Source organism: Acidovorax radicis N35, assembly GCF_000204195.1.
GTDB lineage: Bacteria > Pseudomonadota > Gammaproteobacteria > Burkholderiales > Burkholderiaceae_C > Acidovorax > Acidovorax radicis.
The window spans coordinates 20737-36467 of sequence record NZ_AFBG01000023.1 but is presented as its reverse complement, the minus strand read 5'-3'; the positions used below and the strand labels follow the sequence as shown (position 1 = coordinate 36467).

Here is a 15731-nt window from a genome sequence, read left to right as displayed (position 1 = left end):
CACGATGCGCCCTGATCCCGACTTCTGGCGCGGCAAGCGCGTGTTGCTCACTGGCCACACCGGCTTCAAAGGTGCCTGGCTGGCCCTGTGGCTGCAGCGCCTGGGCGCGCAGGTGACCGGCGTGGCGCTGCCCCCTGCCACCGACCCCAACCTGTTCACCCTGGCTCAGCTGGGGCAGGGCGGCCCGGGCATGGAGAGCCATTTTTGCGACATCCGCAGCCCCCAGGCCCTGGCCATGCGTGTGCGCGCCGCCCGGCCCGAGGTGGTGCTGCACCTGGCCGCGCAGGCGCTGGTGCGGCCCGGCTACGCGGCGCCGCTCGACACCTTTTCCACCAACGTCATGGGCACGGCACATTTGCTCGATGCCCTGCGCGGCCTGGCTGGCGTGCGCGTGGCCGTGGTGGTCACCACCGACAAGGTCTACCGCAACCGCGAATGGGCGTACCCCTACCGTGAAGACGACCCGCTGGGCGGGCACGACCCTTACAGCGCCAGCAAGGCCGCCACCGAGCTGGTCACGGCCAGCTACCGCGATTCTTTCCTGGCCGCCCAGGGCATTGCCGTGGCCACCGCGCGCGCGGGCAACGTGATTGGCGGCGGCGACTGGGCGCAGGACCGCCTGCTGCCAGACGCCGTGCGCGCCTGGGAAAAGGGTGCAACCTTGCACATCCGCCGCCCCCGGGCCACGCGCCCCTGGCAGCATGTGCTGGAGCCGCTGGCCGCCTACCTGCGTCTGGCCCAGTGCCTGTGGGAATCGCCCGCGCTGGCCGGTGCCTACAACTTTGGTCCGCTGCCGCACGAGGCAGCCACGGTCAAAAATGTCATTGAATTGGCCTCTAGCGCTTATCCATCCAGCGCAACCAGCTATGAAAAAGAGAGTGATGGGCCGCACGAGGCTGGCTGGCTGGCGCTGGAGACCGCGCAGGCCCGCCAGGTGCTTGGCGTGGCCCCGCACTGGTCGCTGAACACGGCCGTGGCGCGCACCATGAACTGGTACCGCCAGCAACACGGTGGCGCCGATGCCCCTGCGCTGTGCCTGGCCGACATCGACGCCTGGGAGGCGCGCCCATGAGCCGACTGGCCGTGGCGCCGCTGCCTCTGGCGGGGCTGTTCCGCGTGCAACGCCAGCCCCTGGTGGACGAACGCGGTTTTTTTTCCCGCATGTTCTGCGCCGAGGAGCTGGCCGGTGCCGGCTGGACGGCGCCCATCGCCCAGATCAACCAGAGCTACACGGCGCTCAAAGGCACCGTGCGTGGCATGCACTACCAAAAGCCGCCACACGCTGAGATGAAGCTCGTGAGCTGCCTGCGCGGTGAGGTCTGGGATGTGGCCGTGGACCTGCGCCAGGGCTCGCCCACCTTTTTGCAGTGGCATGCCGAGCATTTATCGGCAGACAACGGCAACGCGCTGCTCATCCCGCCCGGTTTTGCCCACGGCTTCCAGGCGCTGAGCGACCATGCCGAGCTGCTGTATTGCCACTCTGCGGCCTACGCGCCCGCTGCCGAAGCCGGGCTGCACCCTCTGGAGCCGCGCCTGGCCATTGCCTGGCCGCTGCCGGTGGGGCAAATGTCGCCCCGCGACGCAGGCCAGCCCGGGATGACCGAAGAATTCGAAGGAGTGCGCCTGTGAAGTGCCGACACTGCAGCAGCCCGCTGCAACTGCCGTTTTTGGACCTGGGCAGCGCGCCCCCGTCCAACGCCTACCTGAGCGAAGCCGCCCTGCGCGCGCCCGAGACCTGGTTCCCCCTGCGCCTGTTGGTGTGCGAGACCTGCTGGCTGGTACAGACCGAAGACCACGCCGGGCGCGAGGCGCTGTTCACCGACGACTACGCGTACTTCAGCTCGTTCTCATCGTCCTGGCTGGCCCACGCCAAGGCCTATGTCGAGGCGATGCGCGAACGCCTGGCGCTCACCGCCGCGAGCCGCGTGGTCGAGGTCGCATCGAACGACGGCTATCTGCTGCAGTACGTGCAGACGGCCGGCATCCCCTGCTACGGCGTGGAGCCCACGGCCAGCACGGCGGCAGCGGCCCGCGCCAAGGGCATCGAAGTGGTCGAGCGCTTCTTTGGCGTGGCCCTGGCCGACGAGCTGGCCGGCGCAGGCCGCCAGGCCGACCTGATCGCCGCCAACAACGTGCTGGCGCATGTGCCCGACATCAACGACTTTGTGGGCGGCTTCACGCGCCTGCTCAAGCCCCATGGCGTGGCCACCTTCGAGTTTCCGCACCTGCTGCGCATGGTGCAGGGCTGCCAGTTCGATACGGCGTACCACGAGCACTATTCCTATCTGTCGCTCACGGCGGTGCAGCGCATCTTTGCGGCCAACGGCCTGGTGGTGATCGATGTGCAGGAGCTGCCCACGCACGGCGGCAGCCTGCGGGTGTTTGCCGCCCGCGCCGCTACCGTGGGCCACCCCCAGGTAACGGCTGAAGGCACCACCCGCGTGCAGCAACTGCTGGCCAACGAGGCAGCGGCGGGCATGCTGCGTGCCGGTTTTTACAGCGATTTCCAGGCCCAGGCCATACGGGTCAAGCGCGAGCTGCTCACATTTTTGCTGCAATGCCAGGCCGACGGCATCACCGTGGGCGCCTACGGCGCGGCCGCCAAGGGCAACACCCTGCTCAACTTTGCGGGTGTGCGGCCCGATCTGCTGCCTTATGCCGTGGACAAGAACCCTGCTAAGCAGGGCCAGTACCTGCCTGGCAGCCACATCCCGGTGGTGAGCGAGGCGCACCTGCGCGCCCACAAGCCGCAGCGCATCCTGATCCTGCCCTGGAACCTGCGCAGCGAGGTGGCCGACCAGCTGGACTACACGCGCAGCTGGGACGCGCAGATGGTGGTGGCCGTGCCGCGCCTGGAGGTGTTCTAGGTGATCGAGATCCATCCCACCGCGAAGCTCTCGCACCTGGCCGACATCGAAGACTCGGTGCGCGGAACGCGCATCGTGGTGGGCGCGCATTCGGTGATCGACAGCTTCGTCAAGGTCAAGCCTGCGGGCGGCAGCGGCGACCTGGTGGTGGGCGAACATGTGGTCATCAACGCGGGCTGCGTGCTCTACACCGGCAACGGCATCCACATCGGTAATTACGTGGCGATTGCCGCCAACTGCACCTTTGCGCCGGTCAACCATGCCTATGCCGAACGTGGCCGGTTGATCCGCGAGCAGGGTTTTCTGCCCAGCAAGGGCGGCATCGTGATCGAGGACGACGTATGGATCGGCGCCAACTGCGTGCTGCTGGACGGCGCCGTGCTGCGGCGCGGCTGCGTGGTGGGCGCGGGCTCCATCGTGCGCGGTGAGCTGCTGGCGTACACCGTGTATGCGGGCCAACCCTTGGTGGCTGTGGGGGAGCGGCAGTGACAGGTGCGCCTCCTTCGACGTTCACCGTGCTGGGCGCCTCGGGCTACATCGGCAGCCGCCTGGTGGCGCACCTGCAGGCCCAGGGCCACACCGTGTCGGCGCCAACGCGTGGCGATACCGAGGTGTTCACCCGCCCGCTGGGCCATGTGATCTATTGCGTGGGGCTCACCGCTGATTTCCGCGCGCGCCCGTTCGACACCGTGGACGCCCATGTGGGCCTGCTGGCCGAGGTGCTGCGGCGCGCGCAGTTCGATTCGTTGCTGTACCTGTCTTCCACCCGCGTCTACATGGGGGCGGCTGATACCCACGAAGACGCGCCCCTGGCCGTGCTGCCGGGCGACCCTTCATACCTGTACAACCTCACCAAGCTCACCGGCGAATCGCTGTGCCATGCCTGCGGGCGCCCCGGGGTGCGCGTGGCGCGCCTGTCCAACGTGGTCGGGCCGGGCATGGACGCGGCCTCCGGCAACCTGGTGGCCGACCTGGTGGGCCAGGCCCGGGCGGGCCACATCGTGCTGCGCTCCGATCCGCAGTCCGCCAAGGACTATGTGCATGTGGGCGACCTGCTGGGCTGGCTGCCGCGCATTGCGCTGGCGGGCCGCGCTGCCACCTACAACGTGGCCAGCGGCCGACAGACCCTCCATGCCCAGTGGCTGGCCTGGTTGCAGGCGCGCACGGGCTGCACTGTGGAGGTGGATGCCCAGGCCCCGCTGCAGGCGTTTCCCCCTATCAACGTGCAACGCCTGCGGGGTGAATGGGGTGTGGCACCCCGCGCCGTGCTGGCCGATGACCTTTTGCTGAACGACGCTTCCGTTGTGACCGATCCTGTTGGAGTAACCCCGCCATGAACCCCGTTGACCAATTTGCCCAGGAGCGCCGCGACCGCCTCGCCCGCTATGCCCAGGACACCGCGTTCCAGACCCTGTCACGCGACTGGCTGCAGGCTTCGATGCAGCGGCAGTACGTCTACAACTTCGACTGGATGGGCCGGCCCATCATCCAGTACCCGCAGGACATGGTGGCGATGCAGGAGCTGGTGTGGCGCGTGCGGCCGGACCTCATCATCGAGACCGGCATCGCGCACGGTGGCTCACTGGTGCTCAGCGCCTCGCTGCTGGCGCTGCTGGACATGAGCGACGCCATCGAGGCGGGCACCACGATGGACCCGCGCGCCTCGCGCCGCAAGGTGCTGGGGGTGGACATCGACATCCGCGCGCACAACCGCGCCGCCATCGAAGCCCACCCCATGGCCAGCCGCATCGCCATGGTCCAGGGCTCGGCCGTGGCGCCCGACGTGGTGCAGCAGGTGCGCGACTTTGCGAAGGGCTACCAGCGCGTGCTGGTGTGCCTGGACTCCATGCACACGCACGACCATGTGCTGGGGGAACTCAACGCCTATGCGCCGCTGGTCACTCCCGGCAGCTACTGTGTGGTGTTCGATACCTTTGTGGAAGACATGCCGCCCAAGTTCTTTGCCGACCGACCCTGGGACGTGGGCAACAATCCCAAGACGGCGGTGCACCAGTGGCTGGCCGGGCACGCCGAGTTCGAAGTGGATGCCCACATGGAGCAGCGCCTGCAGGTCACGGTGGCGCCGCACGGGTTTCTGCGCCGCAAGGAGTGATCGGCAGTCTCAAAGGCGGGAATTTGAATAAAAACAGGCTCCGGCGCTTGATGTATAAGCGCTAATAGCTATTAAATTCATAGTAGCCGTCGGGGCAGGCAGCCCCTGCTGCCGGGCGCCCCGGGCGTCAGGCGGCTGAAGCGGAGCCCATGCCCATCGCCTGCGTGGCATGTTGCAGGTAGGTCACGGCAAATTCGGTGTGGCCGTGGGCATGCTCCACCTCTGCCAGGCAGGCCAGGGCCAAGGGGTCATGGGGCACGGCGCTGAGCACGGTTTCGGCCAGTTCGGTCACGGCGATCCAGTGGCGGTCGGTGATCTGGTGCTCGGTGGTGGTCGCCGACGCGGGAGGCGTGGCGGCCTTGGCTTTTTCCACCAGGTCCTGCAGGCGCTGATGGGCCTCGTGCAGGCTCACCCGCTGGCCGGGTTTCAAGCCCACGCCGGGCACGGGGGCATGGGTCCATTCCTCAGGCAGCTGGGGCAGCCACTCCTGTATCGTTTGTGCCTGCGCTTCGGCGTTGTTCGGGTGCTCGGCCTTGGCCAGCCACTGCAGCCACATCACACGGAGGCCTTCCGCAAAGTGGTGGTTGAAGATGTCCTCGCGCATGAGGGCCGAGGCCTCCACCTCGCCGCGCAGTCCCAGCCGCAGTGTGTTCAGCGCCTCTACGTCTGCGGCCAGGCTTTTGGCGATGCGCACATAGTCTTCGGGCGTCTCGGCCAGCCACTCGGTGCGGCCCAGGTAGGCCAGCAGGCCCACTCCCATGCGGCTTTTGAAGCTCTCGCCCACCATCGACACGATGGGCAGGCCCATCCACAACACGTCGAAGGTGGTGGTGCCGCCGGTCAGCGGGAAGGGGTCGAGCGCGATGTCGATGCGGTGGTAGGTCAGGTACTGGTTGTCGGTGCGCTGAGCCACCAGGTCGACCTGCCCAGGGGGCAGGCCCAGTCGCTCGCAGCGCTCTCGGTAGGCCTGCGCAAAATCGGGGCGGTCAAGGTTCTTGCCTTCGATCAGCAGGCGCGACCCTGGCACGGCCGCCAGTACCTGGCCCCACAGGGCCAGTACCTCGTCGGTGAGCTTGCCCAGGTTGTTACACGAGCCAAAGGTGATGAAGCCGTTGGTGAGCGCGGGCGCCGGGCGCACCTGGTAGCGCGGCTGGTAGCGCCACAGCGGGTTGCGGCTCATGGGGCGGTAGCAGGCGAACAGCGTGGGCAGGCGGTAGAGCTGCTCGGTGTACTGCGCGTCGGCGCCGGGCGGGTCGGTGATCTCGTCGGTGAACTTGTAGTCCACGGCCGTGAGCCCGGTGGTGGCCGGGAACCCCAGCCAGGACACCTGCACCGGCGCCGCCTTGTGGGCCAGCGTCAGCAGGCCGTTGTTGCCGGTGTGGCCTGCCAGGTCGATCAGGATGTCGATGCCCTGGGCGCGAATGGCCTCGGCCTGTTGCTGGGGGCTGAAGCCGGCCAGGGGCACAAAGTGGTCGGCGTGGCGCTGGACCCGCTCGGTGACGTGATCGTCCCGTGGAAACAGATAGAAGGCGAAAACCTCAAACTGCCGCCGGTCCAGTTGCGCCAGCAGACCCTCCACAAAGTACATCACCGAGTGCACACGGAAGTCGGGGGAGAGGAAGCCGATCTTCAGGCGTTGCCATGGCGAGCCCCGGTGCTCCTGGAAATCGGGCCACTCTGGGCGCAGCGGCGGCTCGAACACAGCGCCGTACTGCCGTGCGGCCGCCGACAGCTGCGCGGCGTCCACCTGGGGATCGGCCAGCATGAACAACAGCTTGTTGGTGTAGTTGCCAGGGTCGTTGTAGCGCAGGGCGATGGCCGTCTCGCAGTCCTTGACCGCCTCGCGCACCTGGCCCAGCTCGCGCCGGTGGATGGCGCTTTGCATGAGCGCAGCGACGCGGTCGTGCAAGGTTTCGGCCAGTGCAGCGGCTGTCTGGCTTGCGTCAAAACCCTTGTCGTGCAGGGTCAGGAGGTAGCAGCATTCGGCCAGCTTGATCCAGCCAATGGCTTGCCGGGGGCGCAGCTTGCAGACTTTCTCCAGAAGGGGGAGCGCGTCAATATTGCGGGCTTGCTCAATGAGTACGTTGGCGTAGTTGATCAGCAGTTCGGCATCGTTGGGCCACAGGACGACAGCCTGCTGATAGGCCTTGAGGGCCGCGCCGAACTCGCGCTGTTTGTTCAGTGAGAACCCGAGCAGGCGGTGCGCAGCGAGGCTGCGTCCGCTTTTTCGAAGCGCATGGCGGCACAGGCGGGTCAGCAGGGGCCAGTCGGCGGCGGTGAGCGCGGCTTGGAGGCGGGCCTCGTCCTGTTCGGGGTGTTTGGGTTGCACGTTGCGACCGATCTACGAGCAAATGGGCGGGATGCGGCAGTGTGCCATGTACAAAGGGGCCCGTTGGGCCCCTTTGTCGTTGTTCCTTCGGCGCGTTGGCTGTTACTTGAGCAGCGACAGCACACCCTGGGGGATCTGGTTGGCCTGGGCCACCATCGCCGTGCCGGCCTGCTGCAGGATTTGGGCGCGCGACAGGTTGGCCGTTTCTGCCGCGAAGTCTGCGTCCTGAATGCGCGAGCGTGATGCCGAGAGGTTCTCGGACGTGATCTGCAGGCTGGCAATGCTGGTCTCAAAGCGGGACTGCATGGCACCGAGCTTGGCGCGCTCGCCGCTGATGAAGGCCAGGGCCGAGTCCACGGTCTTCAGGGCGTCGGTGGCATTGGTGAACGTGGTCACGTCCAGGTTGGCCACCGTGTGCAGGGTCGAGCCGCCGTTGTCCAACTGGTTGCTGGCCGAGGTCACGGCAAACGACTTTTCCGAGTCCAGCGTGATGTAGCCGCCCGTGTTGACGAATTCCACATTGGCATCCGCAGCCAGAGTTTGGGCCGTGCCGTTGCTGGCGCCAGCGGCGTCGTAGCCGGTGACGGTGACCGCTGCCGCGTTGGCGTTCACGGTGTCGCCGATCACGATGTTGTTCCCGGTGGCGTTGGTCAGGATGATCTGGGTGCCGTCCGAATTCAATGAGGCGTTGATCCCCGTCTTGGCCGATTGCTCGTTGATGGCCGATACAGCGGGGGACAGGCGGTCCGTGCCCGTGGCGGAGGTCAGCGTGAAGGAGACCGTGCGGGACGCGCCCACGTTGTCGCCTTCCAGTGTCAGCGAGTAGGAGCCCGCAGCGGCCATGCCGCCCAGGCGCACTTCGGTGCGGGCCGAGGCCGTCACACCGGTGGACGCCTGCAGCGCATTGATCTGGTCGGCCGTCGCCTTCGCGGTAGCACTGACAGCCACGGTCAGGGTGCCGGTGCCCAGGTAGCCGCTGATGGCGGCCGATCCGGTGGTCACCCCGTTGGTGCCCGTGGTGGCCTGCGTGGCCGATGCGCCAATGCCCGAGCCATTGGAGGCTACGTTCTGGTTGTTGCCATACACATTGGTGCGCAAGTTGGCTGTGGCTGCCACGATGGTCTGGTTGGCGTTGGCGCCCACCTGGAACTGCTGCGTACCAAAGGTGCCGTCCAGCAATTTCTGGCCGTTGAATTCGGTGGTTTGCGAAATGCGGTCCAGTTCTGCGACCAACTGACCGACTTCCTGTTGCAGGGCCTGGCGGTCGCCAGCGCTGTTGGAAGCGTTGGCCGATTGCACCGCCAATTCACGCACCCGCTGCAAGATATTGCCGGCCGAGCCCATCGCGCCTTCCGCCACCTGTGCCAGCGAAATGCCGTCGTTCGCATTGCGAACAGCTTGGTTCAGGCCACGGATCTGGCTGGTGAAGCGCTCAGAGATGGCCAAGCCAGCGGCGTCGTCCTTGGCGCTGTTGATGCGCAAGCCGGATGAAAGCCGCTGGATGGCCGTGTTCAGCGAAGCCTGGCTGGTGCCCAGGTTGCGCTGGGCGGTCAGCGAGCTGATGTTGGTATTGATGGTTGCTGCCATGGCGAAACTCCTTAACGTCGCAAGACGGATCTGTTTGCCGGTTCAAGCGCACCCGTCCGGCTGTCAATGGGGGAACGATGGATGAATTGTGGAGACGCTGCTTTTGGGCGTTTAGGAGATAAGCGGCAAAAAAGTCGTACAACTTGTGCGTTTGCCCCTCAAGTTTTCCGGCGGCGACCCGAAAACAATTGCAACGGTCCGTAAGCGGCCCGCCGTTCACCAGATGGCCTGCAGCGCTGGGAACCCAGGAGGCCAGCGCGGTGCTGGCGCCCCGGCTGGCGGTAACGCCATATTCAGTCAGTTCTTTTCTGGAGATTTGCAATGGCTTCCACCATCAACACCAACATCGCCTCGCTCACCGCCCAACGCAACCTGGGCATGAGTCAGACTTCTCTCAATACGTCGATCCAGCGCCTGTCGTCTGGCTTGCGTATCAACAGCGCCAAGGACGACGCCGCTGGCTTGGCGATTTCCGAGCGCTTCACCAGCCAGATCCGTGGTCTGAACCAGGCTGTTCGCAATGCCAATGACGGCATCTCCCTGGCGCAAACCGCTGAAGGCGCCTTGAAGGCGTCTGGCGACATCCTGCAACGTGTGCGTGAACTGGCTGTGCAATCGGCCAACGCTTCCAACAGCGCTGGCGACCGCCAGGCCCTGCAACAGGAAGTGGGCCAGCTGGTGTCCGAACTGGACCGTATCTCGCAAACCACGGAATTCAACGGTTCCAAGCTGCTGGACGGTAGCTTCGGCACGCAGCAGTTCCAAGTGGGTGCCAATGCCAACCAGACCATCGTGGCTGCCACGGGCAATCTGCGCACCAGCGTCTACGGTAACAACCAGAACGTCGCCTCCAACGGCTCGGGCATCGGCGCATCGGCCACCCAAGCCACCGCAGGCACCAACGGTGTGACCACGGGTACCGTGGCCATCAGCGGCGCTCTGGGTACGGGGACGTTGACCGTGGCTGTCAGCGCTACCGCGAAGGCTACGGCCGACCAGATCAATGCCCTGAAGGCCGATACCGGCGTGACGGCCACGGCCCGCACCGAAGTGCGCCTGGGTGGTATGGCGGCTGTTGGCTCTTACTCGCTGACGCTGGAAGGTGACAACGTTGGCGCGGCTCGTACCGTGTCATTCACGCTGACCTCCGCCACCGGCACGGACCGCCTGTCGGCTGCTGTGTCCGCCATCAACGACCAGTCTGCCAAGACCGGTATCAATGCTTCGCTGAGCACGGATGGCACCCAGATCATCCTGAGCAACGCCACCGGTAACAACATCGTGGTGGGCGATACGACCAACGCCAATGCGGCCAACGTGACGGTCACCGGCTACGACGCAGCTGGTGCAGCCAACGGCGGTACGACGACGCTGAGCTCTGCTGCAGCAACGGTGGAAAACGTGAACACCGGTGGTTACATCACGCTGGACTCGGAAAAGTCTTTCGCAATTACTTCGACCAGCAATCAGTTGGACAATGGTGGATCGGCCTTGCAAACGGTGGCCAACCTGGACGTGACCACGTTCAGCAACGCGACCAACGCGCTCAAGACTGTGGATTCGGCCCTGGCCTTCATCAACGGTGAGCGTGCCAAGCTCGGTGCTCTGCAATCGCGTTTCGAAACATCGATCAGCAACCTGCAAGTGACGTCGGAAAACCTGTCTTCTTCGCGCAGCCGCATCCTGGATGCCGACTTCGCCGCAGAAACGGCCAACCTGTCGCGTTCGCAGATCCTGCAACAGGCTGGCACGGCCATGGTGGCCCAGGCCAACCAGTTGCCCCAAGGCGTGTTGGCCCTGCTGCGTTAAGCGGCGGGCATGGCAGCCAGGGCGTTGCAGCGCCCTGGCGAACCCCAGGCGGCGGCAGATTTCTGTCGCCGCCCTTTGGCTTTCTGGAAGGCGGGTGCCAGGACCGCTGGAATAAGACGGGTTTCCTGGCGTGTTTACGGACGTTCTTGATCGCCATTCGGCGCCATAATTTCCGTTGGACCAGTTCAGGAGGTTTGTATGGCCACCATTTCATCCCCAGGCGTCGGCACGAACGGACTTGATGTCAAGAGCATCATCTCCCAGTTAGTCGCGCTGGAAAAAAAGCCCCTGGACACGCTCAAGCTGCAGGCGGCCACGGTCAATACCAAGATTTCTGCCTTTGGGCAGATCAAGTCGCTGGTGTCCACCTTGCAGGATGCTGCGAGCAAGCTCACCAGCGTGACCGGTTGGAACGGTGTCACCACCACCTCGTCCGACTCTAAATATGTATCGGCCACTGCGGTCGGCGGTACTTTGCCTACCACCTTCAGTGTGGAGGTGCAAAGCCTGGCCAAGGCACAAGCTACGGCCTCTGCTGCACTTTTGCCGGTGGGTGGCGCGCTGGGGTCAGGCACCTTGCGGCTGGAGCTGGGCAAATGGAGTGTGGCGCCCGCGTCCTTCACGCCAGGGAGTGGCCAGCCCGTGGACATCACCATCAGTGCCAGCGACAAGCTGTCGGACGTGGCCAGCAAGATCAACGGCGCGAATGCAGGTGTCACCGCCTCCGTGCTGACGGATGCCTCGGGCGAGCGCTTGCTGCTGCGCAGCAAGAGCACGGGGGAAGAGTCGGGTTTTCGCCTCAGTGTCATGGAGGATGGAGATACCGACCCGCAAAGTGCGGGCAATACCGACGCCACCGGCTTGTCTCGCCTGGTGGCTGGAACCACTGTGACGCAGGCGGCAGCCAATGCCAAGGCGACGGTCAACGGGATTGCGGTGTCTTCGGGTACCAACACCTTTGCATCCACGATTTCAGGCGTGACCTTCAAGGCAGAGCAGGTCACCACTGCTCCGATCGAGATCTCGGTCGGCAAAGATGACGCGGCGGTCAAGTCCAACATTGATGGGTTCGTCAAGGCTTACAACGCTATCAACCAGTTGCTGCAAGAGGCGACGAAATACGACGCCAAGACCAATTCGGCCGGCTTGCTGCAAGGCGACTCCACGACGGTCGCGCTGCAAAACTCTCTGCGCAACGCGATCCAGTCGGTCACCACCGGGGGGGGCGCGTTTCAGCGCCTGGCCGACGTGGGCATCACACAGCAGCTGGGCGGGGATCTGGCAGTGGACAGTACCAAGCTGAACAAGGCGCTTTCCGAAAACCCGGATGACGTCAAAAATCTGTTCCGCAACACGGGCGGCGGCTCTGCCAACGGTATTGCGGTGCAGCTCAAGGCGCTGACCACCACACTGCTCGCCAATGACGGCTTCTTCAAATCGAAGGACGACACCTTGCAGATGAGCCTCAAGCGCAACGGCAAGGACCAGACGCGGGTGAATGAAAAGGTGGAGGCCTTTGAAAAACGCATCACGCAGCGCTATAACGCACTGGATACGCAACTGAGCAGCTTGAACGGCCTGAACGCGTACATCTCTCAGCAGGTCACCGCCTGGAACAAGTCGACTGGTTAATCAGGGGCTTCAGTTTTTCTGGCGCACGCCGATAACTTAAGTAATACCTCGGAAGGATTGTCAGCATGTTCAGCGCCTACAGCCCCCGTGCAGCCAACGCTTACCAGCGTATCAATGTGGAAACCAGCATGCACACGATGGATCAGCACCAGCTGGTCAGTCTGCTGTATGAAGGCGTCCTCAATTCCATCGCCACGGCACGTGGCTCCATGGCACGCGGAGACGTGCTGGGCAAGGTCAATGGCATCTCCAAAGCCGTCCGCATTCTGGAGGAAGGCCTGAGCACTTCGCTCGACAAGGTCGACGGGGGCGAACTGGCGGAAAACCTGGGCGCGCTCTACGACTACTGCATGCGCCGCCTGATCCTGGCCAACGCCCGCAACGACGACGCGATGATGCTCGAGGTCATGCGCCTGATCGAGCCCGTGGCGCAGGGCTGGAACGAAATCAAGAAAACCGGCACCGCGGCTTCGGCCGATGCGCCTGCCGCCACTGGCCAGCCCGTGCTGGTGGAGGCCTGAACCATGTCCCACATGCTGATTGACTACTACAAGGCGATTGAAGACAGCAGCGCCAAGATGCTGGAGGCTGCCAAGCTCAAGGACTGGGATGGCGTTGTGCGCTACGAAGGTGCCTGCGCGGTACTGATCGAGCAACTGCGCTTCAAGTCGCAAGAGCACGAACTTCTGCCCGAGCACAAACGTGAGAAGACCCGGATCATGCAGCGCATCCTGCGCAACGATGCCCAGATTCGCTGTCTGGCCGAGCCCTGGCTGGCGCAATTCGAACACCTGTTTGAAGGGCAGCCGCAAATGATGCACTGAGGCGTGCGCTGAGCCTCAAGACAAAGCCGACCCCGCGAGGTCGGCTTTTTCATGGGCGAAATGGGGCGCTACCGCTTGTCTATCAAACGCAGTAAGCTATCAAATTGGGAGCATATTTTCCTGGCGCTTGGCAAAACGGTGCCACGGCCAGCGATGCGTCGCTCAGCCCCCTGTGACAAGAGCGTGGAATGCCTTTTTTGTGAGAAAAACCCCTGTAGCGCTTATCTGTAGGGCGCGAGCAGCTACGAAATCAGGAGTAAATGCAGGCCCCCACCGCTCGATACCGGCGCGCCCCAGGCGAGGGATGCCAAGCAAGGATCGCCCCGGAGCGAGGGGAAGCGGCGCAGCCGCTCAGGGGAGCGCCCCTGCTCCTAAACCTGCATGTTCATGATGTCGGTGTAGGCCTGCACCATCCGGTTGCGGACATGCAGCGTGGCCTGAAAGCCGATCTGGGCTTTCTGAATCGCCACCATGGTCTCTTCCAGGCTGACCGAGGGGTTTTCCATCTGGACCTCGGTCTGCAGATTGGATGACTTGTTCTGCGCGGCGCTGACCGACTGCAGCGCGCCCTTGAGGGCGCCCGAGAAACCCACGTCGTTGGCGTCGTTTTGCGGCGCTGCAGCACGGCGCGCCACGCCAGCGCCCGTGAGGGGGGCGGTAGAGCTTGAGATGCGAAGGTCCATGGCTGTATCCGTGGGAATGGCGGTATGCTGCGTATCCTAGCCATCGCGCCGGGATCCATCGCTCTGAATTGATGGCCAAACGCGCGGCTTATCCAGCGAACATTTTGGAGGCGTGACCGAATAATCGACCCCACGCTTTGGTCCTTGCCGGGCCGCCCTACTGGAAAGCAAGATGTCTGCAGTTGCTGAAATTCCTCTCACTCCCCCTGCCAGCCCGAACTGGCTGCAGCGGCTGTCTGCCCTCGACAGGGCACAGCGCATGCGGCTGGGTGTGGGCGCGGCGCTGTTGGTGGCGGTGGCCATTGCGGCCATTGTCCTGGGGCGTCAGCCTGACTACCGAGTGCTGTTTGCCAACCTGAACGACAAGGATGGCGGCGCCATCGTCGCTCAGTTGTCGCAGATGAACGTGCCCTACAAGCACGCAGATGGGGGTGGCGCCATCCTGATCCCCGCAGACCGCGTGCACGACGTGCGCCTGCGCCTGGCCACCCAGGGCCTGCCCAAGGGTTCGGTGGCGGGCTTCGAACTGATGGAGTCCAGCAAGTTCGGGATGACGCAGTTTCAGGAGCGCCTGAACTTCCAGCGTGGCCTGGAAGGCGAACTCACCCGCTCCATCCAGGCGCTGTCTTCTGTGCAGGGCGCGCGCGTGCATCTGGCGCTTCCCAACCAGAATGGCTTCTTCCGGGAGCAGCAAAAGCCGTCGGCTTCGGTGCTGGTGAGCCTGCATCCCGGCCGCATTCTCGACCGAGCCCAGCTGGCGGGCATCGTGCACCTCGTGGCGTCCAGCGTGCCGGAGTTGTCTCCTTCTGCCGTGAGCGTGCTGGACGACACGGGCAAGCTGCTTTCCCAATCGCCCGATACCGCATCCGGAAACGGCGTGGATGCTCAGCAACTGCTGTATGTGCAGCAGATCGAACAACAGTACACCCGTCGGATCCTGGACATTCTGGAGCCCGTGGTGGGCCGCAACAACGTCAAGGCGCAGGTGACGGCCGAGGTGGACTTCACCCAGACTGAATCCACGTCGGAGCAGCACCGGCCCAATCTTGCCACTGACGCCAGCGCCATCCGCAGCCAGCAGATCGTGGAAAGCGCTGGCCCCCAGGGCAATCCGCTGCCCACGGGGGTGCCGGGCGCCACCACGAACCAGCCCCCCGCACCTTCTACCGCGCCCATCAACGGCGCCAACCCGCCTCCCACCGCCGCCGGCCAGCAGGCCCAGGGCACCCAGGCCGTGGGCAGCAAGCGCGAGTCCATCACCAATTACGAGGTGGACAAGACCGTGCGCGTGACACGCGGCGGCAGCGGGGCGCTCAAACGGGTCAGCGCGGCGGTGGTGGTGAACTACCAGTCCACGGAGGACAAGGGCAAGACTGTGACGAAGGCGCTCACGCCGGAGCAACTGGAACAGATGACGGCGCTGGTGCGCGAGACCATTGGCTTCAACCGGGATCGCGGCGACTCCGTCAATCTCATGAACACCCCGTTCCAGGTTGCGGTGACGCCAACCACCGATGTTCCGCTGTGGAAGCAGCCCGAGGTGATCGACCTGGCCAAGACCTTCGCCTGGCCGGTGGGTGCTGTGCTGTTCGCTGCCCTGGTGCTGATGGGCCTGGTGCGGCCTGCGCTCAAGGGTGGCGCCGCTACCAAACCCCGCGCCATCCCGGTGGCTGGTGGCCAGCTGGATGCTGTGGAATCCGAAACGCCCGAGCGTCCGGCGCTGCCTGCGCCCGCCAAGAAGAACGAAGTGCTTCCCGCCACGCCGGAGCAGCTGCGCCTGGAAGATGCGCGGGTGCTGGCCAAGGAGAACCCTGTTGCCGTGGCCAACATCCTGAAGACCTGGCTGAACGGCGACCCCGTCTGACCACCGAACCCACGGACGACGAC

Annotated in this window: 14 protein-coding genes; 11 read left to right on the top strand and 3 right to left on the bottom strand. The window is 64.8% G+C overall.

Going from position 1 to position 15731, the window contains the following annotated elements; genetic code table 11:
- Nucleotides 1-4: 4 nt before the first annotated feature.
- The 6 genes from rfbG to ARADN35_RS0121965 are packed head-to-tail and all read left to right on the top strand — an operon-like array spanning nt 5 to nt 4980.
- Nucleotides 5-1072: a CDP-glucose 4,6-dehydratase gene (gene rfbG / locus ARADN35_RS0121990; protein WP_010466068.1), complete on the top strand. Its 1068-nt coding sequence runs from the start codon at nt 5-7 to the stop codon at nt 1070-1072.
- Nucleotides 1069-1629 carry a dTDP-4-dehydrorhamnose 3,5-epimerase family protein gene (locus ARADN35_RS0121985; RefSeq protein WP_010466066.1) on the top strand — a complete coding sequence of 187 codons (561 nt, stop codon included), beginning with the start codon at nt 1069-1071 and terminating at the stop codon, nt 1627-1629. Before rfbG ends, ARADN35_RS0121985 begins: the two co-directional genes overlap by 4 nt.
- Nucleotides 1626-2867, top strand: coding sequence for a class I SAM-dependent methyltransferase (locus tag ARADN35_RS0121980; RefSeq protein ID WP_010466064.1), 1242 nt, complete (start codon nt 1626-1628; stop codon nt 2865-2867). Before ARADN35_RS0121985 ends, ARADN35_RS0121980 begins: the two co-directional genes overlap by 4 nt.
- On the top strand, nt 2868-3356 hold the full coding sequence (locus ARADN35_RS0121975) for an acyltransferase (protein WP_010466062.1): 489 nt from the start codon (nt 2868-2870) through the stop codon (nt 3354-3356).
- Nucleotides 3353-4204: an NAD-dependent epimerase/dehydratase family protein gene (locus ARADN35_RS26740; RefSeq protein WP_010466059.1), complete on the top strand. Its 852-nt coding sequence runs from the start codon at nt 3353-3355 to the stop codon at nt 4202-4204. Before ARADN35_RS0121975 ends, ARADN35_RS26740 begins: the two co-directional genes overlap by 4 nt.
- Nucleotides 4201-4980, top strand: coding sequence for a cephalosporin hydroxylase family protein (locus tag ARADN35_RS0121965; protein WP_010466057.1), 780 nt, complete (start codon nt 4201-4203; stop codon nt 4978-4980). The genes ARADN35_RS26740 and ARADN35_RS0121965 overlap by 4 nt, the downstream gene beginning before the upstream one ends.
- 127 nt (nt 4981-5107) lie before the next feature.
- Here the strand turns inward: ARADN35_RS0121965 and ARADN35_RS0121960 are convergent, their stop codons facing one another.
- Nucleotides 5108-7309 (bottom strand): O-linked N-acetylglucosamine transferase, SPINDLY family protein, encoded by a 2202-nt coding sequence (locus tag ARADN35_RS0121960; RefSeq protein ID WP_010466056.1) that lies wholly within the window; start codon nt 7307-7309, stop codon nt 5108-5110.
- A gap of 102 nt (nt 7310-7411) precedes the next feature.
- The gene (locus ARADN35_RS0121955) at nt 7412-8896 is read right to left on the bottom strand and encodes a flagellin N-terminal helical domain-containing protein (protein ID WP_010466054.1); all 1485 of its coding nucleotides are present in this window, start codon (nt 8894-8896) and stop codon (nt 7412-7414) included.
- A gap of 321 nt (nt 8897-9217) precedes the next feature.
- On the opposite strand from ARADN35_RS0121955, the gene ARADN35_RS0121950 reads away from it, so the two are divergent.
- The 4 genes from ARADN35_RS0121950 (at nt 9218) to ARADN35_RS0121935 (ending at nt 13161) form a co-directional block, all read left to right on the top strand.
- Nucleotides 9218-10705: a flagellin N-terminal helical domain-containing protein gene (locus tag ARADN35_RS0121950; RefSeq protein ID WP_010466051.1), complete on the top strand. Its 1488-nt coding sequence runs from the start codon at nt 9218-9220 to the stop codon at nt 10703-10705.
- Nucleotides 10706-10903: 198 nt separating this feature from the next.
- Nucleotides 10904-12337: a flagellar filament capping protein FliD gene (gene fliD, locus ARADN35_RS0121945; RefSeq protein ID WP_010466049.1), complete on the top strand. Its 1434-nt coding sequence runs from the start codon at nt 10904-10906 to the stop codon at nt 12335-12337.
- A 65-nt stretch (nt 12338-12402) separates the two neighbouring features.
- Entirely contained in the window at nt 12403-12858 is a 456-nt protein-coding gene (gene fliS, locus ARADN35_RS0121940; protein ID WP_010466047.1) for a flagellar export chaperone FliS, read from the top strand.
- 3 nt (nt 12859-12861) lie between these two features.
- Nucleotides 12862-13161 (top strand): flagellar protein FliT, encoded by a 300-nt coding sequence (locus ARADN35_RS0121935; protein WP_010466046.1) that lies wholly within the window; start codon nt 12862-12864, stop codon nt 13159-13161.
- A gap of 371 nt (nt 13162-13532) precedes the next feature.
- Here ARADN35_RS0121935 and fliE read toward each other — a convergent pair whose 3' ends face one another.
- Nucleotides 13533-13844 (bottom strand): flagellar hook-basal body complex protein FliE, encoded by a 312-nt coding sequence (gene fliE / locus ARADN35_RS0121930; protein WP_010466044.1) that lies wholly within the window; start codon nt 13842-13844, stop codon nt 13533-13535.
- A 172-nt stretch (nt 13845-14016) separates the two neighbouring features.
- Here fliE and fliF point away from each other — a divergent pair, with 172 nt between their 5' ends.
- On the top strand, nt 14017-15708 hold the full coding sequence (fliF, locus tag ARADN35_RS0121925; protein ID WP_029414291.1) for a flagellar basal-body MS-ring/collar protein FliF: 1692 nt from the start codon (nt 14017-14019) through the stop codon (nt 15706-15708).
- Nucleotides 15709-15731: the final 23 nt, after the last annotated feature.